We start from the raw sequence: 21,501 nt of genomic DNA, 5'->3' as shown, positions 1-21,501 counted from the left end.
CATTCACAAGGAATTCTCGAAAGGATCGCTTACAGCGAATTGGCGAAGACCACCGTGTTGCGTCCTTGGGATTTTGCTGAATACAGAGCCGCATCTGCACGGCGCAATGCATCATCAATGGACTCGCCAGGATTCCAGAGCGCAGCCCCTGCCGAAAAGGAAGCCGGAATCTTGAGCGAATCAGTGGTGATGTCCGCTCTTGTCACGACATTTTGTAGTCGCGCCATGATGCGCTCTGCTTCGTCGGCGGCGGCATTGACTACTACGAGAAATTCGTCGCCACCCCAACGACCAACAAAATCAGTCTTGCTAATGGATCCAGCTAAACGCCCGGCAATAGCTTTGATGTAACTGTCGCCAACTAAATGGCCATGCTCATCATTCACTTTTTTGAGATTATCGAGATCAATAATGATCAAGGTTCTATCTCGTGCGGACTCACGTTCTAATCGAGACAACAGACCTCGACGATTCAGCAACTCCGTGAGCTGATCCGTGTCAGCTAACTCGCGCATCTGAGATGCGAACGCGGCTTCCTGGAGAGCTGCGACCAAGGCCTTTTCCCTGATCATGCGCAGGCGCACTGCGTAGATTGCGAGGAGTCCGACAATCGAGATGATGATCAATCGAACAGTCTGAGCTTGAACATTTCCATCACTGGCAAAGTGCCCGAAAGCCCAGGCAGACAACACAGTGATCAGCGAAATAATCGCCGTGGTCCAAATCGTGCCGAACACAGCCGCGAACATTGGCACGACTGCGAGAACGCCGACGTACGCCGTTTTCGGTCCTTCAATTGTGTCCGCGGTCAAAATGATTGCGATGAACACAAGCGGAGCCACGATGGACAACATGAAATTCGTGGTGCTCTTACTCATACAGCCCCCTCTACGCCTGTAGTCAGACTAGTCGTTGTCCTCAGCAGTATCGGACGAGTGCGAGCGTTTATTGCGTAACTCTTCAACCGTTGGAGCAGTACCGCCAAAGCGAGGCGGCAACCACCACAAGTCGTCAGTTGAATTTCTTGGATACCTTTCTATCGTTTCATCCAAGAGCGAGCCCATCACTGACTTCAAATGATCGGTCTCGGTATGGACATCTGCACGCTTTTCCACCTGAATTGGCGCACCAATGGTGATACCGATTGTTTTGCCTCGCGAAAGATCTTTATGCCCGTACCCAAGAATTCTCTGGCCGCCAAAAACAGTCATCGGAATGATCGGCACCTGGGCCATCGCAGCCATGCGCACCGCGCCACTTTTGAATGAAATTAATTCAAAGGACCGACTCATCGTGCCTTCGGGAAAAACGCCGAGCAGCTCTCCATCTTTAAGCGCGCGCACACCCTGTCGAAATGCATCAGAGCCCGCATCCCGATTCACAGAGATATGCCCCATTGATCGCATCAACGGGCCAGCGACTGGGTTCTTAAAAATTCCATCTTTAGCCATGAAGCGCACCCGGCGGTGCCCGGCACGATCTGCTGGAAGACCAGCAAAGGCATAGTCCAGAAAACTGATGTGATTAATAGCGAGCACTGCACCGCCGGTTGTCGGGATGTTCTCTTGGCCAACGATGTCGAATTTCAGGCCAAGGGATTTGAAAAGCCCCTTGGCTGTGAAAACAAGTGGGCGATACACGAGATCTGCCATACGAGAAGGCTAACGAAGCGGCAAGATGAGGTCATTAGTCCCCACCAAAGGGGCCTAGTTCCCCTCGCGGGGTTGTTCAGGAACTGAAACACTGCTTCATGGAGGTCATCACAATGTTCCACAATCGGGTCGTCGTAGGTTTCGATGGAAGCGAACCGTCACTGGGTGCTGCGCGATGGGCTGCACGTGAAGCCCAGACCCGTGGACTAGGGCTCACCGTGATCCATGCCACCGTTCCACCGATGAGCAGCAGCGGTGCTTGGGGGCCTAGCGCACCGATTTCGCTGGACGCGCTCGATGAGATTCGTACGAGCGCGCAAACATCGCTCGACGCGTTTGCTGCAACCTTGCCATCGGCTGATATTCAAACCCTCGTACAAGTGGGCTCACCTACCGGGATTCTGCTTGCTGCATCTGAAAGCGCTGCATTGATCGTCGTTGGATCACGTGGGCATGGAGGTTTCAAGGAACTCCTCCTTGGCTCAGTCAGTCAGCAGCTGGTTACCCATGCTGACTGCCCCGTTGCCGTCATCCGCGATGATCGCGTGATCGATGCCACTGCTGTTGTGGTTGGGGTTGACGGCAGTGCAGCGTCACATGCTGCTGTTGATTTCGCCTTTGACTACGCAAGCCGACATCACCTTCGTGTTCTTGCAGTACACGCTTGGGATGTTCCGTCGTTTGATCTCATCGTGATGCCAAACACGCCAGTGCCCATTCAAATTGGCGATATTGCCAACACAGAGGTTCGCCTTGCTGCTGAACTGCTCGCTGGCTACGAAGCACGCTACCCAGATGTCACGTTGGAAACGCGAGTTATTCGCACTACGCCCGCAAATGCCATTTTGAGTGCAGAACCTGAAGCAGCCGCGATTGTGATGGGCACTCGAGGTCACGGTGCTGTCGTGGGATCAATTATTGGTTCCGTGAGCCACAGTGTGTTGCACCGAGCAACAGTGCCTGTGGTCGTCGTGACAGAAGAAGCACATGAGGACGACGCTGCGTAACACCACTCCACTACCCTGAGCACATGGCTAACAGTGACCGCTTGGTGTGGATAGATTGCGAAATGACTGGGCTTTATCCTGAAAAGGATGAGCTCGTTGAAATTGCAGCAATCGTTACTGATGGCGAACTCAATGAACTTGACGCCGGCATTAGCTTGGTTATCAAGTGCAGCGATGCAGCGCTTGAACAAATGGATGACTTTGTGGTCAACATGCACACTGAATCGGATTTGATCACTGAAATTCCCAACGGCATTGCACTGGAAGATGCACAGGCTCAGGTGCTGGCTTATGTGATGCAGCATGTGCCCGAACCCAAGAAAGCGCCGTTGGCTGGCTCAAGTGTGTATACCGATCGAGGCTTCCTCACCAAATACATGCCAGAACTTGATGATTACTTGCACTACCGACTCGTTGACGTTTCCAGCATCAAAGAACTGGTCCGCCGGTGGTATCCGCGCACCTACTTCTCCATGCCAGAAAAGCATGGCAACCACCGAGCCCTGGGTGACATTCGTGAGTCAATCGCTGAACTGCGCTATTACCGCGAAGCGGTATTCATCCCAGCTCCTGGGCTAGAGACTGCTGCCGCAAAGGAGATCGGCCAACGGCATGTGGTCGATCACGGCTGACGTCAGCAACCAGATCTGAGCCGGATTTGGGGCCATCAACCCTGCCGCTAGTATTAGTGCTCCGCGCAAGCGGGTGAGGGTGGCTTCGGCTGGCTTCATGGTGGGTATAGCTCAGCTGGTAGAGCGTCGCGTTGTGGTCGCGAATGTCGCGGGTTCGAGTCCCGTTACTCACCCCAATGCACCATTTGGTGCCCTGTCCCGCATTTCCGGGGCCATCGACCCACGGGTTACAGTCATTTCATCGTGCAGTGCTGAACAGTTCGCCTGCCAACCATCACCACTGTGAGGAATTCCATGGGCCCCGTAGACGTCATCATTATCGGTTTTCCTGGCAATAAGTTCAGCGGCAAAATTGCCCCGGCGATCATTGAGCTCGTTGATTCCGGAACCATTCACATTCTTGATCTCCTGTTCATCATGAAAGATGCCGATGGAGTGACTACTGCGCTTGAGTTCCATGATTTCGATGAGCAGTTAGGTGCTGCAGTAGCCGGTGTCACAATTGCCTCACCTGGCGCACTGGGTCTGGATGATGCAGATGAAATTGCTGAAGACATCCCTGTGAATAGCTCAGCTCTAGCCGTTGCCTACGAGAACACCTGGGCTTCGAAGTTTGTCGATGCAATCCGCGAAGCAGATGCTGTAGTGATCGATCAGATTCGAATTCCTGCTGCAGCAGCAGAGCAAATCCTCGCACGTTAATTACACACGACATTTACGAAGGGAACGATCATGGGTCTTCTACGAGTAGCAGCACGCACAGCAGTGATTTCCGGCACCGCAACAGCTGTGTCAGGTCGCGTTGCACAACGCCAAGCATTGGCTTACAACGAAAAGGTTGCAGAACAACAAGCAGCAACAGGCGCTGCCGCACCAGATGCAGTAGCCGCTCCAGCTGAAGATGATTCCCTTGCCAAGGTTGCCCAGCTTGCTGAGCTACACAAGCAGGGAATCCTCACCGATGATGAGTTCACTGCCGCTAAAGCAAAGGCGTTGGGTCTCTAACCAGCCAGTTACATCTACTGCTTGTCAGTACGCATGCGATGAAAGTCGATGCCCGCGAATAACCAGCGGTCATCGACTTTTTCGTAGGTATCAAAGTAATAACCGACACTTCGTATGGTTTTGATTTCCGGGTCCGCTGGATACTCAACATGCTCGGGGAACACCAGGTAATCGCTGATTGCCCAAATACCGCTTGCATGGGTTTCGTCAAGAATTGTTATTTCACTTTGATGGCCAGCATGGAAGGTAAACACTTCACCAAGAATCCCGCGAATTTGATCTCGCATCTGATCGTTGCCAGCGAATGTGTAATTGGATTCGTGATTAGTGAAATAGCAGGTTGGAGTGAAGAGCTCCCCGAATTCTTCCCATGCCTTGGTATCGACAAAGCGCCAATACTGGGCCCGCAGCACACGAATGTCTTCAATCGCCAGAAGTCTGACTAGCGGATCTAGATCACTCATACACCGCTCCTTTACGGTTACTGACCTTCTTGGGCAGCATGCGCACGAGCAAGTTCGAGCGCAACATCGATGATCATGTCTTCCTGACCGCCAACAACCTTGCGGCGGCCAAGCTCTAACAGGATCTCGGCCTGACTGACTCCATAGCGCTCTGCGGCTTTCTGCGAGTGCAGGAGGAACGAGCCGTACACGCCGGCATAGCCAAGGATGAGACCAGCACGGTCAATGACTTGCTGGCGCGGCATCATTGGACGAACGATTTCTTCAGCCAGATCCATCAGCGCCAGTGGATTCACACCGGTTTCAATGCCGTATTTGGTACTCACCGCAGCCAAGATTTCAGTTGGGCAGTTACCCGCGCCAGCGCCAAGCCCAGCACTCGTGCCATCAAGGTTCTTGGCACCTTCTTCATAAGCAGCAATCGAGTTCGCAACTGCCATGGAAAGGTTGTTATGTGCGTGTACACCCACAGGGATCTCAAGGGCACTTACGAGTGCATTGACTCGACGACGAACATCTTCAGTGGTCATCGCGCCTGCTGAATCGGCGATGTACAGCGTGTCTGCGCCGTACGACTGCATCAACAGAGCCTGCTTCACGAGATCCTCTGGGGTACTCATGTGCGACATCATCAAGAAACCGATGGCTTCCATCTCGAGCTTCTTCGCAACCTTGATGTGCTGTTCAGTGATATCTGCTTCAGTGCAGTGCACCGCGATGCGTGCAACATTGACACCAAGTTCCTTCACTTCGCGAAGGTCATCGGCGATGCCAATGCCTGGCAGCAGCAAGCACGCGATTTCTGCGTTCGTCGTGGCTTCGCAGGCACGCGCAATCAGCAACTTTTCATCAACCTTGGAGAAGCCATAGTTGAAGCTAGAACCACCCAGGCCGTCACCGTGAGCGATCTCAATGACTTCAACGCCTGCTGCGTCTAGGCCTTTCACAATGCTGATGACATCGTCTTCGGTGTACTGGTGACTAATAGCGTGCGAGCCATCGCGCAGGGTTGAGTCAATCAGACGGAAGTCGCGGTGTGTAGTTGGCGTGCTCATGCGTTGGCTCCTGACTTGTGAATCGAAATCGCTTCGCCGACGCGCAAGGCTGCAGCAGTCATGATGTCGAGGTTGCCCGAATATGGAGGCAGGTAATCTCCGGCGCCCTCAACCTCGAGCAGAGCGACAACGCGATGCGGAACAACTCCGCCCGGAGTATTGAACGGGCCAACTTCAATCACTGGTTCGTTTTTCAAGTGATAACCCGGGACATATTTGGCGACTTCTCCAACCATTTCCAAGATTGAGGCAATCACTGCATCATGATCAGAGCCTTCTGGAAGTGCCCCAAACACGGTGTTACGCATCATGATCGGTGGATCGGCTGGATTCATCACGATGATGGCCTTTGAAGTCTTGGCGCCACCAATTTCACGAAGTGCAGCACTTGTGGTCACGGTGAATTCATCAATATTTGCGCGTGTTCCTGGACCTGCCGAAAGGGAGGCAATCGTTGACACCATCTCGGCGTAAGGGAGCTCATCGATGGCGCGACGAATGGCATACACGATTGGCGTTGTGGCTTGTCCGCCGCAAGTAACCATGTTGACGTTCATGGAATCAAGGTGCTCATAGAGATTCACTGCAGGAATCACCTTTGGCCCACGAGCCGCGGGAGTGAGATCCACTGCAACGATGCCAGCTTCACGATACTTCGGTGCGTTTCGCACATGCACATAAGCACTGGTCGCATCAAAGATCATGTCGATGTTGTTACCCGGATCAAGAACCCACTCAGGTCCCTCGTGTGGCGCAAGTAGCCCTAAACCCTTTGCTCGCTTGAGTCCGTCGCTTTCAGGATCAATGCCCACGAGGGCAACCAGATCCAACACATCAGAACGAAGCATTTTGAACATGAGGTCGGTACCGATATTTCCTGAACCCAGGATTGCGCAGCGCATTTTCTTCATGAAGGGTTACTTCACTTCCACTGTGATTGAGCCAAGACGATCAAACTCTGCAGTGAACGAGTCACCTGAGCCAGCGGGCACCATTGCGTGCAGCGCACCAGTCATGATGACCTGACCGGCTTTGAGCACGACCCCCATCGGGGCCAAAGTGTTAGCAAGCCAAGCAACAGTGGCCAATGGGTCACCCATCGCTGCAGCTCCTGCTCCAGTAGCCAGCACTTCGCCGTTCTTAGAAAACACCATGCCGATGTGGCGTGGATCGAATCCATCAATAGGCACGACCTTGCTACTCAATGCAATTGCGCCACCACTTGCAAGATCCGCCACGGTGTCGGCAAGTTTGATCTTCCAGTCAACAATGCGGGAATCAACAATTTCCAGTGCAGCCGAGAGCCCCACGGTCGCATCACGCACATCATCAACAGTGCAATCTGGGCCGCTGAGATCTTTGCCGAGAATCAAGCCAATTTCGCCTTCAATGCGAGGCGCAATGAATTGATCGCGAGGAATGGTTGATCCATCACTAAAGATTCCGGATTCAAAGATTGGACCAAAGTCAGGTTGATCAATTCCGAGCAGGTCCTGCATTGCCTTTGATGTCAGACCCAACTTGTAGCCAGTAATGACTTCACCGCTGGAAATGAGCTTTTCGACCAGGCGCTGCTGAATCTCGTACCCGTCAAGCATGCCAAGTTCTGGAGCATCATCAGTGAACGCAGCAATGGCTTGCTTAGTTTGCCGAGCCTCGTACAAAGCATCGGCGTGCGATTGAGCCTGTTCGGCGTTGATGGTCATGCTGCTCCTCGATCGATCGGTAGTTCAGGTCTCATTATTCGGCACAGGTCAGTGCGGGTGTGGTTCGCCTCGTAGCTGCGCTTTCGCGTAAGCGCCCACTGCTAACCATTCCGTGCGCATTTCTGGTGTTGCGATGACGAAACTGGCTAACTCCAGAGGATCAAGATACGCAACCTCGTGAGTTTCTAGATCCTCAATCATGAGTCGAGGGGTCTTGCCTGCCCGATCAATCGCAACTCGAACTGCTGCAAATTCGTTCCACACGACTTCTTCTGGCTTATCGGTGATGCCAAGGGTCCAGTTATTGCTCATGAGTCTGCATCCTGAGCAACAACCTTCTTCAACTCACTCTTGAGCACTTTGCCTGCACCACTCAGCGGGAAATCTGCGTGAGTTGTGAAACCACGTGGTTGCTTGTAACCGGCAAGTTCAGTTCGGCATAGATCCTTAATCTCTTGCTCAAGTTGTGCCTGATCACCGCTCCATTGCGAGCGAACCACCACAGAAACATGTGGGCTCTCGCCCCACTCTGGATGCGGCATGCCAAACACTGCAACAGACTCAACACCTGGGTGCCGAGCTACAACACGTTCCAGTTCTGCCGGATAGATATTGAACGCCCCACTAATGATGAGGTCGTTCTTGCGATCAACAAGGAAGAGATAGCCATCTTCATCGCGATACGCGATGTCATTCGTGAACAGGGTGTCACCGCGGAAACGATCTGCGGTTTCTTCTAGACGATTCCAGTAGCCCGGGCTCACCGCTTCTGATCGCAGGGTAATTTCGCCGACCTCACCGGGTGCACATTCCTTGCCATCGTCATCAACCACTGCAATTTCTGCATACATTGATTCACGACCACATGAATTCACTCGGGCTACATCGCCAAGCGCAATCTGGCGGTGGTCTTCAGGCGACAACATCGTGACGAAGCCACCTACTTCAGACTGGCCGTAGCGTTGCCAAAGATCACAACCGAGCAGCTCTAGCGCACTCTCAATGAGTGGAGCAGAGGCTGGAGCAGATCCATAGCCAATGCGCGTCAAAGATGAGATATCAACCTTTGGACGCTCCTCCAAATATGACACCACACGTTGCAACATCGTGGGCACCATGATGGTTGAAGTAATCCGGTATTTCTCAACAGTTGCAAGCACTTCTGGCACTTCGAACTTTGGCATGATCACCATGGTTTGACCTTGATACGCCCAAGACAGCGTGCGGAAAGCTCCGCCTGACGTGAAAAATGGTGTGACTGCGATGTAACGATCGTCATGACGACTGCGATCCATCACCACTTGATCAACACAACCCGCCAACATCGTGCGATGCGTATGCATCACTGCCTTGGGTAGGCCGGTTGTGCCAGAGGTGTATATAAATGCACGTAAATCATCTGGCTTGAGATCACTTGGCGTTGGATCTCCAGCAGACGCAGCAAGAATTGCTTGCTCGTAATCAGGAGCTGAACCTGAACCATCAATCTCCAGCACGATTGTGATGTCGCTATTGCCAGCCATCACTGCTGCTGCCGCTTCGGCTACAGAGCCATGGAAGATCAATGCCTTTGCGCCACTGTCTTGCACCTGATACTCAAGTTCGGCTGGAGCTAAACGCACATTGAGAGGTACGAGGACAAAACCTGCCTTTGATAGCCCAAAGGAGATTTCAGGCCACTCAAGAGTGTTCGGCGCAAACATGGCCACGCGATCGCCAGGTTGGAGGCCGGCATTTCGCAGGTAGGAGCCAATGCGATTGGCACGATCATTGACGGCAGCCCACGTCAGCTCGCGCCCTTCACAAATAATGCCAATTTTGTTTGGGAAGCGACGAGCATTCAGGCGTGGAATATCACCAACGAGCATGTTCTTGAGTCCTTTAGATAATGAACGCGACGGTGCGGATGGCGTCTTCGTTGTTGACCAACAGTGCAGTCTTCTTCACTAACTGCAGGCCATCGGCTGTGCGACGAACGGTGTAGAGGTAGCGACCAGCCCACACATGTGTGCCGTTGCGGTGTTCATACAACACAAAGTTTGCGCCAATGTTGATGTCATCGCCTTGCTCACTGAGTACTTCGAGGTTGCTCAGCATGCGGCGCATTTTCGATGGCGGGCTCTGCGAATAACGACGTCCAGTTTTTAGTTGCGCCAAACGACTATGGATGCGACTGCGGTTGTCGTAGATGTATGAAACATCTACTGACGGATCAGAGTCGTCTTTGGTTGGCAACCAATAAATCGCATCGTCTGCCCAGAGCGACTCCCAGTCGTCATAACGACTTTCATCTGCGTATCGAGCTTCCAAGTAGAGAAAAGCGGCGATGTCATCGGGAACATGTGTGTTTGCCATTACGCCTGATCCCCTGCCATGAGTTCCTTGTAGTGCACCCACATAGCGCGCTGGGTGGTTTCTGATGTGCGGTCGTATGAAGTCAGACCCTTGTCTTCCTGAACTTCTGAACTGAATCCGCGTGAAAGCAGCGCCCATTCAGGCTGCTTTGCGGCCAACCCTGCTTGGTTGCGCTCACCCATTTCGCCATCGTCGGCGATCAAGAAGCCTGCTGGGCCCATGGCGCCTTCAGCATTGCGAAGAATGCGGGCATTGATCTCTTCACCACCGGCAATATGAATTGGCGCGGTGTACTGAATGGATTCATTTGCAGCTACTGGCTCAACCATGATCACGTGCATTTCAGCAAGGAAGAGGTTCGGCCAAATAAATGTATGCGGAGGACCATCAACAAAACGCTTATGCGTTTCTTCTGCGCCTACTGCTGCTTCCATAGCAGCTACGTACTTAGCCATCTTTTCGCGAGGGGTGCGCTTGAACCAGATGAATTCATCATCTTGTGCCTGGTACTCACGCGAGTAATCAACTTCATTGTGGCCGCCGCCAAGGTCGCGGGTCGCAACGAGTAACTCGTCAGATGCGTAGTCAACCTTGGCCGGCATGATTGCCTTATAGACCGACTCGTGAGTAAAGAGCGGGTGGTACCCATCAACCTGTGACTCGTTAACGATCTTCCAGTTCGCTGCTGACTTGTGCTTCATCCAGCCACCGCGCAATTCAATGCGGCCTTCAGGCGAAAGACTCAACAGGCGATCGATTGGTCCCTTTGCGCGGCCGATGTAATCATCGAAACTTCCTGCGTTGCCATAAAGATTGGCAAAGATGAATCCACCATAGATCTCAACCTGATGCGCTTGAGCCATCCCAAGCTCTGATCGCATTTCAGCCATTTCTTGGTCATAGCCTTCACGGAATGGCACACCCTGCAGGCGACCATCATTGGCATATGTCCAACCGTGATACGGGCAGCGGAAGAGTGCAGCATTGCCAGAATCCGCACGGCACAACATGTTTGCGCGGTGGGTGCAGCGGTTCAGTAATACACGAACTACTTCATCTTTGCCGCGAGCAACGATGACTGGCTGACGGCCGATGCGACGAGTGAGGTAATCACCTTTTTCTGGAATCTCACTGTCGTGACCGACGAAGACCCATGCGTTCTCGAACAACGCAGTCATTTCCAGATCGAAAATAGCTGGATCGGTGTAGAGCGATCCATGAATTCGATCATGCTGAATAAGCGAAGCAATATCGATCGATGCTGCGCGATCCATTTGAGCTGTCATCTCTGTCAACCTTTCACTGTGGTGTTGATGATGCGTGGGATGTTTTGGGTACCGACGCGAACAAACTCAAGGCAAACTTCTGTGCCTGGGGCCATTGGCGCTTCAGAAACCGTGCTGGTGGACACGATGATGCGGTGTCCGGAGTTCAGTGACACTTCAATCACTGGATAAGCCGCTTCCTGTTTCACATAACGAGCATCGACGCGATTCATCATTATGGAGACAGTCACGCGACCTGCCGGTTCAACTGTTTCCCATACTCGTTCCTGATGTGCGCACTCATCGCAATGGAGTTGATCAAGGTCAAGGGGATGCTTGCATGCTGCACAAAATGGCAGCACAAGCGTTCCTTGTGCTGAGCCTGCCAAGTATTCAGTCAGTGGAGCTACATCGCTGGGGGCGGCTGAGTCGTGGAGGAGCCAGTCGATGGTCATTGCTGAACTCCCATCACGAGTGCGTTCACGCTTTCAAGACGACCGCCAACCGAGACAACCATTGACGTACTGGCATCGGCAATCTGACGATTCCCGCCCTGCCCACGTAATTGGGTGACAGCCTCAATCAGTGGGGTTGCTCCCTGTAAGTAGAACCCAGAAATCTGCCCACCGCCAGTGTTCACCGGCAATGACCCGCCATGTCGAGTGTTTCCGGAGGCAATAAAACTGCCTGCCTCCCCTGGCCCCACGACTCCCAGCTCTTCCATCATCACAAGCGGAACAATCGTGAACGCGTCATAGATCTGCAGATTGTCGATCGCAGTTGAAGCGATGCGCGCTTGCTTCAGCGCATCAGTGAACACATCAGCTGCGCCCACTGGGCGCCATGGCGAATGTGGCGCGTGACGGCGTCGCATGGTGTGACGTTGCGCCATACCGCGAACAAATACAGGGTTCAATGTATTGGCGGCACTGGGCTTGGACACGATGAAGGCAGCAGCACCGCTGACAGGACGAGCACAGTCCAGACGGCGTAGTGGATCAGCGACAAGAGGTGCCGCATCATATTTTTCGCGAGTCAGTGGCTCACGAATCCAAGCAAGTGGATTTTCAACTGCCCAGGAGCGCTGGCTTTGAGCGACCGCGAAGAGATCATCGATTCCTGCGTTGCGTTCCACAAAGTAGTGCTGCGCGATTAACGCATACGCCGCCACAGCTCCCAGCATTCCGCCTGCGCGCTCAAGGCCTCGGTAGCCGGTATCGCCACCCATGCTTGCGAATGCAGCACCGGATGGGGCATTCGGTGAGATAGCAGCATCAGCAAACACCACCACGATGTTGTCAGCTTCACCAGCATTGACCATGTCAGATGCTTGCTTCAGCAACACCGACATCGTGGTGCCCTTTGACTCAAGTTCGTAGAGCACTTTGAGAGTGCCAAAAGCGCCACGGCGAGAAAGATCTAAGGTGAGGTGATCATCGGCGATCAACTCATTTTGGTTGATCAAAAGACCATCAATGTCACGAAGATCGATACCGGCCTCTTGCGCAGCCATGGAAATTGCCGAAAGAGCATTGCCAGTTGCATCCGGGATTTCATTCGGACCGCAAATAACAACACCCATGCCCGTGATGGCTGCGGATTGACTCATGACTACTTGCCTGCCTTTGCTAGGAAGTCAGTCGCGAGTTCAGTGAAATCTGCGGCACGTTCGATTTGCACCCAGTGACCTGTGTGTGGGAACACATGAAGTTGCGCATCATCGATTGATTGCAACAAAGTCATTGAGCTTTCCAACGGAATCACTTGATCTTCACGACCATGTACCAACAGCGTTGGATGTGTGACGCGAGCAAATTGTTCAGAGGTCAATGCAAGGAGTTCAATCCATTGCTGACGAGGAGCTGGGAAGAGTGATTCCCAACGTTCTTGAGCACCTGTCTTAATGGAAGCCTGGTAACGCAATTCGCCAAGATTGGCCGGCAACAGGCTTCGGTCATACGTGAAGATTTCGAGGAGGTTTTCCATCGCTTCAACAGATGGTTCGTAACCCCATACGGCGTCTAATCCATCGGTAAGTTCAAAGGATGCGCCGACGCTACCCATGAGTACAAGGCGATCAACCATGTCTGGGTAAGTCGATGCGAACCAGAGCGCGAGTGCTCCACCAAATGAGTTCCCAATGATTGACACCTTGGCTACACCAAGTTCGTCAAGGAAGGTCTTGATGTGACGGACCCAGTCATCAGTGCGGGGCACAACATCGCCGTCGATCTCCGTGAAACCAAACCCGGCGACATCCGGCGCGAGCACTCGATACTTCTTAGCCAATTCAGGAAGGATCAAGCGCCAGTTTGCATAGGCGCTGACACCAGGCCCTGAACCGTGAATCAGCAACACCACGTCACCTTCACCACCATCGTGATAGTTGGTGGTGAAGGTGTCGTGACGAAGGCTTAATCCAATTTCTGGATTACTTGGTGCATTCACGAATTGGCCACAATCTGAGCATGTGACTCAAAAGCACGAGCCATATGAACAACCTCGCTTGCAACCATGCGGAGACCTTCTTCGGCGCCAGCCACTCCGGTTCCTCCTTCATCGGTTGCGGTGTTCACAACACAGCCATATGGCGTTGGCCAACCACGAAGTGCATGAACAATCATGCGAATCGTGGAGAGGGTGTTCACCGCTGCTTGATAGCCCTTAGCTACAGCGATGCTGCCAACGGGAATACCCGCAAAATATGAGCGCTCATCGCGCGCCATATCTTCGGTGTAATCCAATGCGTTCTTGAGCATTCCAGAAATCGAGCCGTGGTAGGCCGCAGCAGAAATGATGATTCCAGAGGCTGCACGCATCGCCTCAACGAACTCCTTGGCTTCAGGAGTGCGATCTGGATCTGTTGGGTCATACATTGGAAGCTTCTTCAACAGGTCACCCGAGAAAATCTTTACCTCAGCGCCTTGGCGTTGTGCCTCATCAAGAGCAATGCGCAATGCGCCATCACTTGATGAGGTTGGGCTTACCGTGCCGCCAATTCCGACGATCAACATGAACGTTTCTGCTTTCTTTTCGAGGTGCGGTTAGATCAGAATGATTTTTTAGCGTCGTAATTTGCAATTGCTTGACGAACAGCATTCGCGCCAAGCTCACGACCCTCATCGAGGAACTCAAAGAAGCCATTCTGTGAGTCAATCTTGCGCTTGCTCTGACGATTAACCTCAGGAATCACGTACTCAGCAAAGAGTTCGTAGGAACGCTTGGTTGCTTCTGGGTTAGCCCATTCGTGACCCATGAGCATGTAGGTACCGAAGCCACCAGTTTGCTCCTGGAGACGAAGAATCTGCTGAACAGCATCATCTGGCGTACCGATGATGCCAGCGCCTGATTCTTGAACCATCTGAATCGAGGTCTTGCCTTCTTGGTAACGCGAAGGCTTGTTCAGAGCAGCAGCCCACACTTCGGTGATACGAAGCCACTGAGCAACCATCTCGTCCATGCCGTAGCCGACATCCTTTTCAGCCTGCTCACGCGTTTCCGCAATGTGCATCGGGCCAACAAGGCGCCAGTTATCACGGGATGGCTTTGGCTGACCATGACGTTCAGCTGATTCCTCAGCAATAGACATGTGATTAGCAAGCGCAGCGAATCCACCTTCAGTGGTTGCCGCAGTCGAAATCATCGAGAGGTTGTGCTTACCAGCGAGTGCTGGGCCTGAAGGTGAAACCACACACACGGTCGCGATTTCGAAATCAGTCATTGGCTTGAACTGCAAGATCGCTTCGTTGAGTTCGAACCAGTCGGTCTTCATGGTCACTGGCTCATCAGTGCGCAGCAACTTCATGATGACGTCAAGGCACTCTTCCATGCGGCGACGCTGGTCATTTGGATGGATACCCATCATCAATGCGTCTTGTGGCAATGCGCCTGGGCCAACACCCATGAGCAAGCGGCCATTGGTGAGGTGATCAAGCGTTGCATAACGCTCAGCAGTGAGGAACGGGTTGTGGTACGCAAGCGACACCACACCTGAACCAAGAATGATGCGCTCGGTACGACGCGCTGCAGCAGCGATGAAGAGGTCAGGTGCAGGGATCAGTTCCATGCCGCCTGAATGGTGCTCACCGAACACAACTTCATCGAAGCCCAAGTAATCAAGGTGCTCGATCAGGTCAAGGTCGCGGTGCAATGCACGCGTGGTGTTTGCCCTCGCCGAATGGAAAGGAGAAAGGAATAAACCGAATCTCATTGCGTGACACTCCTTTGTAGTGATGGAACTTTGCTGGCGTTGGTGCTCATTTACTATTCCCCACTGAACTCACCGCAACACCCATGCCGGTGATCCATTCGGGAATAGGTACATAGGTGAATCGACCAGCTGAGGCGCCTGCGGCTGCCCAGGCTGCGACCCACGTGCGAATTTCATGTGTACCTGAACCCACCGAGGTGAGTTCAGGATCTTGATATTCGCGTAAAACTGACCAATTACTGGTCGTTAACGCTTCGAGGAACTTCTCATCCCATTGCGCGTTGACGAACTTCGCGGCGTCAAGAACAGACTTGCGAGCAATTGCCTCGCGCTCTTCTGATGGCAAGGCACGAACTTCAGCGCTCATTGACGGCGGCTGGTGAGAAAGGCCGCCTGAGCCTAAGAAAAGCACTCGCTTATTAGTTGTGGCCATGAAGGCACCGACCGATTGAGCGAAATCGATGGCACGAGCTACAGAGGTTCGCGGCATGGAAGCGCAGTTGAGTACTACTGGAATCACTGGAATGGCGTTCAGCGAACCAAACAGCTGCATAAACGTTTGACCAAAGCCGTGATCAATGCGCACATCGCTACCGACGGCCACATCAAATCCGTCTGCGAGCACATGTGCTGCAAGGTGGTCGGCAAGTTCAGACGGAACTTCGTATGGATCTTCTGACGTTCCCCAGTCGCCAAATCCAATCGCTGATGTGGCAATCGTGATGGGAGGAACAATTCCTTGGAGGGCACGGAAATGGTCAGGTCCAAAAAACACAACGAGTTCAGGATCAAAAGCCGCAATCGTTGCTTTTGCTTCTTCGATTGCGCTAAAGAAAGTCACGCCAGCATCGCCTGCATCAACATTTTCAAGCAGCGGACTATGTGAAGCACACACGCTTAAGAATTTTGCGCTCATTTATGGGCCTCCACATATTCAGTAACAATCTCGTTGAATGCTTCAGGCTGTTCCCACTGCGGCCAATGACCTGCATCAGCAATCACCTTGAGTTCTCCCTGTGGAGTAATTTCTGCAGCACGTTGTGCGCCTTTCACCGAACCACCTGGATTGTGTTCTCCCCAGAGGTACAGCACCGGTACCGAAATCGATTCCAAGAGTTCAGGAGTCAGACCGAACTTCACTCGCCCTGGCGAGTCATACGGAATCATCTGATGCAATGCCGGAATGAGTTCGGATGCGCCTGGTTGCGAATACAACGCTAGGCGCAAATCAACGAGTTCTTCTGGGCAGCGGTCCGTGTTGTGAAACAGGGTATGTAGACGATTGCGCACAGTGTCACGATTCAAAGTTGCCAATTCATCATTGGCTTTCTTCCAGGAATCACGGTCTTTGGCTTCATTAGCTGGCTGACCTTCAGGCCAACGGAACACTGCACCAGTTGCATTCACTACACAGCAGACACGTTCAGGGCTTTCAATTGCTAACCACGAGGCAACCCATGCTCCAAGGGACAACCCAACAAAAGCAGCCTTCTCAATACCCATAACATCCATCAGGTCACGGACCTGTTGAACGTAATCGGGAATTAAATACTCAATATCGGTGCGCTTATCGCTCAGCCCATGGCCAACAAAATCAAAGGCAATGACATGGAAATGCTTCGCAAGGTCGTTGAAGTTATTGGCCCATGCTTCTGCGTGCCCACCAGTGCCATGGAGCAAGAAAATCGCTGGCCCGCTTCCAGCTTCAATACAACGCGTGCGCGTTCCCTTTGCATCGCGATACACCACTTCGGTGCCAAGCATCATGTTCCACAAGGTTTGTTGGCTCATGAGGTAACCCCTGAAAGCACATTTGCTTGGTAATCCTCAATACGATCGGAGAACGCATTGAGATCGCCGTCCCAGACTGAAAGAAATACGCGGTTGACGCCAAGCTCATCGAGCTCTTGCAACTGTTCAACAGTTGCCGGAGCCACCATCGTTATTTCAATGTCGTCGGCGTTTTTACCAGTGCGCTCGCACTCATCAGCAATGCGCTGCTTCACCTTGCGCACTTCATCCGCACTTGAGCGCATGAGGTGCATGCCTGCACCAAAGCGCACTGCACGGCGCACTGCTGCTTCAGATATTCCGCCAATCACCAGCGGAATTGATCTGGATTCTGGTTGCGGTGTGCAGTACATGTTTTCGAAGTTGACGAATTCACCGTTGAAGGTTGCAGGTGATTGAGCCCATAGGGCGGTCATAGCTTCGAGATATTCATCGGCCCGAGCTCCTCGCCGAGCAAATGGAACGCCAACTGCATCAAATTCCTCAGACAGCCACCCAAGACCTAGGCCAAGAATGATGCGACCGTTCGACAAGCGATCCAAGGTTGCCATTTGCTTAGCAAGCACAACTGGATTACGAATCGGCAAAATCACGACACCGGTGGCAAGCTTGATTTTCTTCGTTGACGCAGCGAGGTAACTCATCCACACGATCGGATCTGGTAAATCATCGTTGCCGGTCAACCCCATTTTTCCGCTGGAATCAAAGGGGTAGACAGAGTCATACGAGGCAGGAACCACCACATGTTCCACCATCCACAAGGACTCGCAATTGCGCGCCTCAGCGATGGCACCAAGTTGCGCAACGTAGTCAGGGTCAGATGCACCCTTACCCGTTGGAACCCGAGATACCCCAAACTTCATTGAATGACCTACTCGCCACTCTTTGGCTTGTAGTTCGGATCAGCTGCACGCTCGTCAGCAAATTGCTTACGAGCCTTTTCGCGAGCTGCAAGAACGTCAGGAGTGAGATCCGGGCGACGCTGAATTGCGTATTCCTCGGCCTTGATCATCCATTCGGTGCTTCCGGTGAAGTGCGGAATCACTTCGTTTGCGAAGAGTTCGTATGACTTCAAGGTGTTCACACGATTGGCCCACTCATGCGCCCAGAGCAGGTAGGTGCCGAAGCCACCAGCTTGTTCATACAGGCGCTCAATCTGCGCGATGGCCATTTCTGGAGTACCAATAATCGCGAAGCCTGATGCGACCAATGTCTTAGCCCAGGAGCCGTCAACCAAACCTGATGCAGGAAGGATCGGCAGGGTGCTGACGTCCTTCATGTAGTACGCCCATTCCTGAATGCCTTGTTCAACATCTGCGTAGGCCTGCTCTTCGGTTTCTGCAATGTACATCGGGCCAACCATGCGCCACTGATCACGAGAGACTGGAGTGCCGTAACGCTCAGCTTGCTCTTCCATGATGTCCCAGTGCTCAGCAAGAACGTTGAAGCCTGCTTGCTGTGTTGCGTTCATGGACAACAACGTTGCGCCAAGGCGACCTGCAAGGCGTGGACCATTTGGCGAGATCGTTGCTGCGATCGCAACATCAATGTCTTTGCCGTTGTAAGGCTTGAGTTGCAGTGCAGCTCCATTGAGTTCGAACCAGTCGGTCTTCATCGTGACGCGCTCGCCACGGATCAGAGCCATGATGGCTTCGACTGATTGCTCCATCATCTCGCGCGTATTCAACGTGCTGATACCCATGGCTTCTGCGTCGTAAGGAAGCGCACCTGGGCCGACGCCCAACATGATTCGTCCATGTGAAAGATGGTCGAGCATCATGAAGCGCTCGGCCACGTTGAATGGATGGTGGTAAGGAAGCGAAACCACACCAGCACCAAGTTTGATTCGAGAGGTGCGAGCCGCAACGTACGAAAGGAATACATCGGGAGAGGCAACGAACTCCCAGCCTGTTGAGTGATGCTCACCCATCCATGCCTCATCGAATCCAAGGCGGTCCATGTGCTCAATGAGTTCAACATCGCGTTGGAGCGCAAGCGTTGGGCTCTTACGGCTTGAGTGCACTGGGGAAATGAATGTTCCGAACTTCATGCGGCCATTTGGCTTCGACATGCCGGTATCTCCTAATTCGATGGTGATTGAGTGATGCGATTAAAGCGGTTAGTGCTGTTCCAGACGAGTGGTACCAAGTAATTGCCTTGCTGTTCTTTCTGCCGCCATACGGACTCGCGGTGCGAATTTTTCGGCCACAAAGCGATCTGCAGGAACGCTGATCGAGATTGCGCCGATAGGACGCATCCTGCGATCTAAAATTGGTGACGCGACACAAGACAACCCCGCGAAAGACTCTTCTTGCTCAACACACACGAAGGAATCCTGTACACCGGGACTGTGTTTGAACGCCAGCATCGCTTTACCCAGAGCTGTGGTAGCCGCTGGGAGCCGATCACCCACGCGTGTTGGACACTTCACTCCAGTATCTGGTTCAAGTTTTTCCAGATAAACAACGTCTGCGACGTCGAGCACTCCAAGGTGCACGGTTTCCCCGAACTCATTACTCAAGGCAACGAGCTGTGGCATGGCAGCTTGCCGCAGCGGCACATTGCCCCCTGCCTTGCTGCCCCATTCAAAAACTCGAAGCCCCAAAATAAATCCACTGCGCGACCGCGCGACTAATCTCAACTCGATGAGTTGACCCACAATGCGATGCACCGTTGACTTCGGCAACCCGGTTGCCGTTGAAATTTCGGCATAGCTCAACCCATCTGAGCTATGGCTCAGCGTCTCCATAATGAACAGGCCGCGACCCATCACCGACTTACTTCCAAGGTCAGTGGAGGTGGGCGTGTCAGACAGGCGCAATGCAGCAACGGACACGTGCTCAACTCCCTTCGGACCAGCTCCGGTGTGTGAACTACCCAAGACAAATATCCATTCGCCGACACTTGTTCATTGAGTGAATGGAACGTATGATCTCGCGCACACCTTGTCAATGGTTTTGCCCGATAAAGATGGAAGGGATTTGGTTATGGCCATGGTTCCTTCGCCCGTCACGGGCATCGCCCAGGCCCGAGCCAATAAGCGCGGCCCCATCCGTGAGGCCCAAAAAGAGCTCACCCGCCGCCGCCTCATGGATGCAGGCCTGGAGGTCTTCAACGAAAAAGGCTTCGATGCAGCCACCGTGGAAGAGATCACTGAGCGGGCAAATGCGGGACGAACCACCTTTTACTCACATTTCACCAGCAAATCAGACATCGCTGTGGCGATTGCCGTTGCAGAGACCGTCGACCTCAATGCCTCGGTTTCGGCCTTGGGTCAAGCAGATCCCTTCAGCCCCGAATCCCTGCAGCGCTGGCTCGATGATCTCGAAGCCCGATTCCGCGAAGACGCCATGCTGGTCACTTTGGTCATGCTCCATACCGAAGTGGCCCAGGAGTTCTTGCACGTTCAAGAAGCCACCGCACGCAATGCGCTTGATGGCTGGCTTGCTGCTGGCTTTATTCCAAAGATTGCCGACCCACTCGAGCAGATTCGCCTCTTACTTCTCTTGGTTAACCGCTGGATGTACCTCTACGTAACCCAAGGTTTGCCAGTGCCATCAGGAAGTCGCGAGGGCCTGTTGCTCTTTGTTCAAAATCACCTGGCAACAGTGTTTGCGAACCCAGCATGACCAACACCCGTCGCACTGCCGCAGTTGTCACCATCGGCAATGAAATTGTTGAAGGACGCATCGCAAATGAAAATTGCATGTGGTTGTCACAACAACTCATCGAACAGGGCTACTGGCCTCGCATCAACATCACTGTTCCTGATGAAGAAGCACTCATTGTCGATCTGCTCACAATGGCCGCACGCTCATCCGATGTTGTTCTTGTCAGTGGCGGGCTTGGATTTACGCCAGATGACATCACTCGCCATGCAGTAGCTCGAGCCTTTGACTGCGAACTTGAAATAAACGAAACGCTTGCGGCCGAAATGATGACGTTATGTTCGTGGGCGACACCTGAACTTGCCCGCAAAGTTGCGACATTCCCCGCCGGCGCAACACCTATCTATTCACCTTGCGGTGGAACACCTGGCTTTCGCATTCACAATGTTGTAGTGCTGCCTGGTGTTCCTACAGAAATGCGCAGCATGTTTGCTGTACTTGATCTCCCTGCCACGGGAACGGTTATTTCATCTCGCACTTTGACCTTTGAAACCACTGAAGATCAAATTCTGGGAGTACTGCATGCGTTTGAAGGCGAGCATCCGGATGTGCGCCTTGGTTCATACCCAAGTTTCCACGCCACTATGCCACTGGTTGAAATAGTGGTGACCTCACATTCCACCCCAGCACTTGATGCCGGAGTGGAATGGCTTTCAGCACAAATGTTACCGAAGGTTGCCACTGCGTAATT

General features: G+C 52.9%; 26 protein-coding genes and 1 tRNA gene. 7 read left to right on the top strand and 20 right to left on the bottom strand.

The annotated features are described in order from the left end of the window. Positions 1-29: 29 nt before the first annotated feature. Together PHN51_04060 and PHN51_04055 are read right to left on the bottom strand one after the other, a co-directional pair. Positions 30-878 (bottom strand): GGDEF domain-containing protein, encoded by an 849-nt coding sequence (locus PHN51_04060; GenBank protein ID MDD2817953.1) that lies wholly within the window; start codon positions 876-878, stop codon positions 30-32. Between the two features lie 27 nt (positions 879-905). Then, positions 906-1,652 (bottom strand): lysophospholipid acyltransferase family protein, encoded by a 747-nt coding sequence (locus PHN51_04055; protein ID MDD2817952.1) that lies wholly within the window; start codon positions 1,650-1,652, stop codon positions 906-908. 98 nt (positions 1,653-1,750) lie between these two features. Here PHN51_04055 and PHN51_04050 point away from each other — a divergent pair, with 98 nt between their 5' ends. The 5 genes from PHN51_04050 (at position 1,751) to PHN51_04030 (ending at position 4,296) form a co-directional block, all read left to right on the top strand. Further along, positions 1,751-2,659 (top strand): universal stress protein, encoded by a 909-nt coding sequence (locus PHN51_04050; GenBank protein ID MDD2817951.1) that lies wholly within the window; start codon positions 1,751-1,753, stop codon positions 2,657-2,659. Between the two features lie 23 nt (positions 2,660-2,682). Next, positions 2,683-3,291 (top strand): oligoribonuclease, encoded by a 609-nt coding sequence (gene orn / locus PHN51_04045; protein MDD2817950.1) that lies wholly within the window; start codon positions 2,683-2,685, stop codon positions 3,289-3,291. A gap of 100 nt (positions 3,292-3,391) precedes the next feature. Continuing rightward, a tRNA-His gene (locus PHN51_04040) sits at positions 3,392-3,467 on the top strand. Between the two features lie 118 nt (positions 3,468-3,585). Continuing rightward, on the top strand, positions 3,586-3,993 hold the full coding sequence (locus tag PHN51_04035) for a DUF6325 family protein (protein MDD2817949.1): 408 nt from the start codon (positions 3,586-3,588) through the stop codon (positions 3,991-3,993). A gap of 30 nt (positions 3,994-4,023) precedes the next feature. Further along, entirely contained in the window at positions 4,024-4,296 is a 273-nt protein-coding gene (locus tag PHN51_04030; protein ID MDD2817948.1) for an SHOCT domain-containing protein, read from the top strand. Between the two features lie 14 nt (positions 4,297-4,310). On the opposite strand, the gene PHN51_04025 is transcribed toward PHN51_04030, so the two are convergent. Genes PHN51_04025 through PHN51_03940 form a run of 18 tightly spaced genes read right to left on the bottom strand, consistent with a single transcriptional unit; the run spans position 4,311 to position 19,978 of the window. Beyond that, on the bottom strand, positions 4,311-4,760 hold the full coding sequence (locus PHN51_04025; GenBank protein MDD2817947.1) for a nuclear transport factor 2 family protein: 450 nt from the start codon (positions 4,758-4,760) through the stop codon (positions 4,311-4,313). A gap of 17 nt (positions 4,761-4,777) precedes the next feature. Continuing rightward, entirely contained in the window at positions 4,778-5,815 is a 1,038-nt protein-coding gene (gene dmpG / locus PHN51_04020; GenBank protein ID MDD2817946.1) for a 4-hydroxy-2-oxovalerate aldolase, read from the bottom strand. After that, entirely contained in the window at positions 5,812-6,726 is a 915-nt protein-coding gene (locus PHN51_04015) for an acetaldehyde dehydrogenase (acetylating) (protein ID MDD2817945.1), read from the bottom strand. Before PHN51_04015 ends, dmpG begins: the two co-directional genes overlap by 4 nt. A 6-nt stretch (positions 6,727-6,732) precedes the next feature. Continuing rightward, positions 6,733-7,521, bottom strand: coding sequence for a fumarylacetoacetate hydrolase family protein (locus PHN51_04010; GenBank protein ID MDD2817944.1), 789 nt, complete (start codon positions 7,519-7,521; stop codon positions 6,733-6,735). 48 nt (positions 7,522-7,569) lie between these two features. Beyond that, positions 7,570-7,833 (bottom strand): hypothetical protein, encoded by a 264-nt coding sequence (locus PHN51_04005; GenBank protein ID MDD2817943.1) that lies wholly within the window; start codon positions 7,831-7,833, stop codon positions 7,570-7,572. Further along, a complete protein-coding gene (locus tag PHN51_04000) occupies positions 7,830-9,389 on the bottom strand; it encodes an AMP-binding protein (GenBank protein MDD2817942.1) in 1,560 nt (519 codons plus the stop codon). Before PHN51_04000 ends, PHN51_04005 begins: the two co-directional genes overlap by 4 nt. A 13-nt stretch (positions 9,390-9,402) precedes the next feature. Continuing rightward, positions 9,403-9,876, bottom strand: a complete 474-nt coding sequence (locus tag PHN51_03995) for an aromatic-ring-hydroxylating dioxygenase subunit beta (GenBank protein MDD2817941.1) — start codon at positions 9,874-9,876, stop codon at positions 9,403-9,405. Then, positions 9,876-11,162, bottom strand: a complete 1,287-nt coding sequence (locus PHN51_03990) for a Rieske 2Fe-2S domain-containing protein (protein ID MDD2817940.1) — start codon at positions 11,160-11,162, stop codon at positions 9,876-9,878. The genes PHN51_03995 and PHN51_03990 overlap by 1 nt, the downstream gene beginning before the upstream one ends. Positions 11,163-11,167: 5 nt before the next feature. Continuing rightward, positions 11,168-11,596: a hypothetical protein gene (locus PHN51_03985; protein ID MDD2817939.1), complete on the bottom strand. Its 429-nt coding sequence runs from the start codon at positions 11,594-11,596 to the stop codon at positions 11,168-11,170. Beyond that, entirely contained in the window at positions 11,593-12,750 is a 1,158-nt protein-coding gene (locus PHN51_03980; protein ID MDD2817938.1) for a thiolase family protein, read from the bottom strand. Before PHN51_03980 ends, PHN51_03985 begins: the two co-directional genes overlap by 4 nt. Positions 12,751-12,752: 2 nt before the next feature. Further along, positions 12,753-13,589: an alpha/beta hydrolase gene (locus PHN51_03975; protein ID MDD2817937.1), complete on the bottom strand. Its 837-nt coding sequence runs from the start codon at positions 13,587-13,589 to the stop codon at positions 12,753-12,755. Further along, on the bottom strand, positions 13,586-14,155 hold the full coding sequence (locus PHN51_03970) for an NAD(P)H-dependent oxidoreductase (protein ID MDD2817936.1): 570 nt from the start codon (positions 14,153-14,155) through the stop codon (positions 13,586-13,588). The genes PHN51_03975 and PHN51_03970 overlap by 4 nt, the downstream gene beginning before the upstream one ends. A 35-nt stretch (positions 14,156-14,190) precedes the next feature. After that, positions 14,191-15,351, bottom strand: a complete 1,161-nt coding sequence (locus PHN51_03965) for an LLM class flavin-dependent oxidoreductase (protein MDD2817935.1) — start codon at positions 15,349-15,351, stop codon at positions 14,191-14,193. A gap of 46 nt (positions 15,352-15,397) precedes the next feature. Further along, complete coding sequence (locus PHN51_03960) at positions 15,398-16,267, bottom strand: hypothetical protein (GenBank protein ID MDD2817934.1); 870 nt, start codon at positions 16,265-16,267, stop codon at positions 15,398-15,400. Continuing rightward, a complete protein-coding gene (locus tag PHN51_03955) occupies positions 16,264-17,142 on the bottom strand; it encodes an alpha/beta hydrolase (protein ID MDD2817933.1) in 879 nt (292 codons plus the stop codon). Before PHN51_03955 ends, PHN51_03960 begins: the two co-directional genes overlap by 4 nt. Continuing rightward, positions 17,139-18,005, bottom strand: a complete 867-nt coding sequence (locus PHN51_03950) for an LLM class F420-dependent oxidoreductase (GenBank protein MDD2817932.1) — start codon at positions 18,003-18,005, stop codon at positions 17,139-17,141. Before PHN51_03950 ends, PHN51_03955 begins: the two co-directional genes overlap by 4 nt. Positions 18,006-18,013: 8 nt before the next feature. Continuing rightward, complete coding sequence (locus tag PHN51_03945; protein MDD2817931.1) at positions 18,014-19,213, bottom strand: LLM class flavin-dependent oxidoreductase; 1,200 nt, start codon at positions 19,211-19,213, stop codon at positions 18,014-18,016. Between the two features lie 48 nt (positions 19,214-19,261). Beyond that, positions 19,262-19,978, bottom strand: coding sequence for an IclR family transcriptional regulator (locus tag PHN51_03940; GenBank protein ID MDD2817930.1), 717 nt, complete (start codon positions 19,976-19,978; stop codon positions 19,262-19,264). Positions 19,979-20,129: 151 nt separating this feature from the next. Here PHN51_03940 and PHN51_03935 point away from each other — a divergent pair, with 151 nt between their 5' ends. Both PHN51_03935 and PHN51_03930 read left to right on the top strand, forming a co-directional pair. Further along, on the top strand, positions 20,130-20,771 hold the full coding sequence (locus PHN51_03935; protein ID MDD2817929.1) for a TetR/AcrR family transcriptional regulator: 642 nt from the start codon (positions 20,130-20,132) through the stop codon (positions 20,769-20,771). Beyond that, positions 20,768-21,499, top strand: coding sequence for a molybdopterin-binding protein (locus PHN51_03930; GenBank protein MDD2817928.1), 732 nt, complete (start codon positions 20,768-20,770; stop codon positions 21,497-21,499). Before PHN51_03935 ends, PHN51_03930 begins: the two co-directional genes overlap by 4 nt. Positions 21,500-21,501 lie beyond the last annotated feature (2 nt).

The sequence above is a fragment of the Candidatus Nanopelagicales bacterium genome, from assembly GCA_028687755.1.
GTDB lineage: Bacteria > Actinomycetota > Actinomycetes > S36-B12 > S36-B12 > UBA11398.
This window is presented reverse-complemented; position numbering and strand designations above follow the sequence as displayed.

Excerpts from the sequence above, each read along its gene's own strand:
- PHN51_04010 (MDD2817944.1), bottom strand. The coding sequence starts at position 7,521 with ATGACCATCAACGCCGAACAGGCTCAATCGCACGCCGATGCTTTGTAC.
- orn (MDD2817950.1), top strand. The coding sequence starts at position 2,683 with ATGGCTAACAGTGACCGCTTGGTGTGGATAGATTGCGAAATGACTGGG.
- PHN51_03965 (MDD2817935.1), bottom strand. The coding sequence starts at position 15,351 with ATGAGATTCGGTTTATTCCTTTCTCCTTTCCATTCGGCGAGGGCAAAC.
- PHN51_04015 (MDD2817945.1), bottom strand. The coding sequence starts at position 6,726 with ATGAAGAAAATGCGCTGCGCAATCCTGGGTTCAGGAAATATCGGTACC.
- PHN51_03930 (MDD2817928.1), top strand. The coding sequence starts at position 20,768 with ATGACCAACACCCGTCGCACTGCCGCAGTTGTCACCATCGGCAATGAA.
- PHN51_04055 (MDD2817952.1), bottom strand. The coding sequence starts at position 1,652 with ATGGCAGATCTCGTGTATCGCCCACTTGTTTTCACAGCCAAGGGGCTT.
- PHN51_03985 (MDD2817939.1), bottom strand. The coding sequence starts at position 11,596 with ATGACCATCGACTGGCTCCTCCACGACTCAGCCGCCCCCAGCGATGTA.
- PHN51_03960 (MDD2817934.1), bottom strand. The coding sequence starts at position 16,267 with ATGAGCGCAAAATTCTTAAGCGTGTGTGCTTCACATAGTCCGCTGCTT.
- PHN51_04030 (MDD2817948.1), top strand. The coding sequence starts at position 4,024 with ATGGGTCTTCTACGAGTAGCAGCACGCACAGCAGTGATTTCCGGCACC.
- PHN51_04035 (MDD2817949.1), top strand. The coding sequence starts at position 3,586 with ATGGGCCCCGTAGACGTCATCATTATCGGTTTTCCTGGCAATAAGTTC.
- PHN51_03970 (MDD2817936.1), bottom strand. The coding sequence starts at position 14,155 with ATGTTGATCGTCGGAATTGGCGGCACGGTAAGCCCAACCTCATCAAGT.
- PHN51_03955 (MDD2817933.1), bottom strand. The coding sequence starts at position 17,142 with ATGAGCCAACAAACCTTGTGGAACATGATGCTTGGCACCGAAGTGGTG.
- dmpG (MDD2817946.1), bottom strand. The coding sequence starts at position 5,815 with ATGAGCACGCCAACTACACACCGCGACTTCCGTCTGATTGACTCAACC.
- PHN51_03945 (MDD2817931.1), bottom strand. The coding sequence starts at position 19,213 with ATGTCGAAGCCAAATGGCCGCATGAAGTTCGGAACATTCATTTCCCCA.
- PHN51_04000 (MDD2817942.1), bottom strand. The coding sequence starts at position 9,389 with ATGCTCGTTGGTGATATTCCACGCCTGAATGCTCGTCGCTTCCCAAAC.
- PHN51_04050 (MDD2817951.1), top strand. The coding sequence starts at position 1,751 with ATGGAGGTCATCACAATGTTCCACAATCGGGTCGTCGTAGGTTTCGAT.
- PHN51_04025 (MDD2817947.1), bottom strand. The coding sequence starts at position 4,760 with ATGAGTGATCTAGATCCGCTAGTCAGACTTCTGGCGATTGAAGACATT.
- PHN51_03950 (MDD2817932.1), bottom strand. The coding sequence starts at position 18,005 with ATGAAGTTTGGGGTATCTCGGGTTCCAACGGGTAAGGGTGCATCTGAC.
- PHN51_03980 (MDD2817938.1), bottom strand. The coding sequence starts at position 12,750 with ATGAGTCAATCCGCAGCCATCACGGGCATGGGTGTTGTTATTTGCGGT.
- PHN51_03990 (MDD2817940.1), bottom strand. The coding sequence starts at position 11,162 with ATGACAGCTCAAATGGATCGCGCAGCATCGATCGATATTGCTTCGCTT.
- PHN51_03935 (MDD2817929.1), top strand. The coding sequence starts at position 20,130 with ATGGCCATGGTTCCTTCGCCCGTCACGGGCATCGCCCAGGCCCGAGCC.
- PHN51_03995 (MDD2817941.1), bottom strand. The coding sequence starts at position 9,876 with ATGGCAAACACACATGTTCCCGATGACATCGCCGCTTTTCTCTACTTG.
- PHN51_04005 (MDD2817943.1), bottom strand. The coding sequence starts at position 7,833 with ATGAGCAATAACTGGACCCTTGGCATCACCGATAAGCCAGAAGAAGTC.
- PHN51_04060 (MDD2817953.1), bottom strand. The coding sequence starts at position 878 with ATGAGTAAGAGCACCACGAATTTCATGTTGTCCATCGTGGCTCCGCTT.